Genomic DNA, 508 nt, shown 5'->3' on the forward strand with positions numbered 1-508 from the left:
GTTCAGCGTTAAAAGCGTTAGAAGGCGATGCAGCATGGGAAGATAAAATTGTTGAATTAGCTGAAGCTTTAGACAGCTACATTCCAGAACCAGAGCGTGATATCGATAAACCATTCCTACTTCCAATTGAAGACGTGTTCTCAATTTCAGGACGTGGTACAGTGGTAACAGGTCGTGTAGAGCGTGGTGTAATCAAAGTTGGTGAAGAAGTTGAAATCGTTGGTATCAAACCAACTACAAAAACAACTTGTACTGGCGTTGAAATGTTCCGTAAATTACTAGACGAAGGTCGTGCTGGTGAGAACGTAGGTGTATTACTTCGTGGTACAAAACGTGAAGAAATCGAACGTGGTCAAGTATTAGCAAAACCAGGTTCAATCACTCCACATACAGATTTTGAATCAGAAGTGTATATCCTAAGCAAAGATGAAGGTGGTCGTCATACTCCATTCTTCAAAGGCTACCGTCCACAGTTCTACTTCCGTACAACTGACGTAACGGGTACTAT

1 protein-coding gene is annotated in these 508 nt (G+C 41.7%); it reads left to right on the forward strand.

Annotation, left to right across the window (positions count from 1 at the left end; genetic code table 11):
* Positions 1-508: EF-Tu/IF-2/RF-3 family GTPase (locus J3U37_RS12075; RefSeq protein ID WP_267375134.1), on the forward strand; the 508-nt coding region annotated here is incomplete at both ends.

Source organism: Gilliamella sp. B3172, from assembly GCF_026536465.1.
GTDB lineage: Bacteria > Pseudomonadota > Gammaproteobacteria > Enterobacterales > Orbaceae > Gilliamella.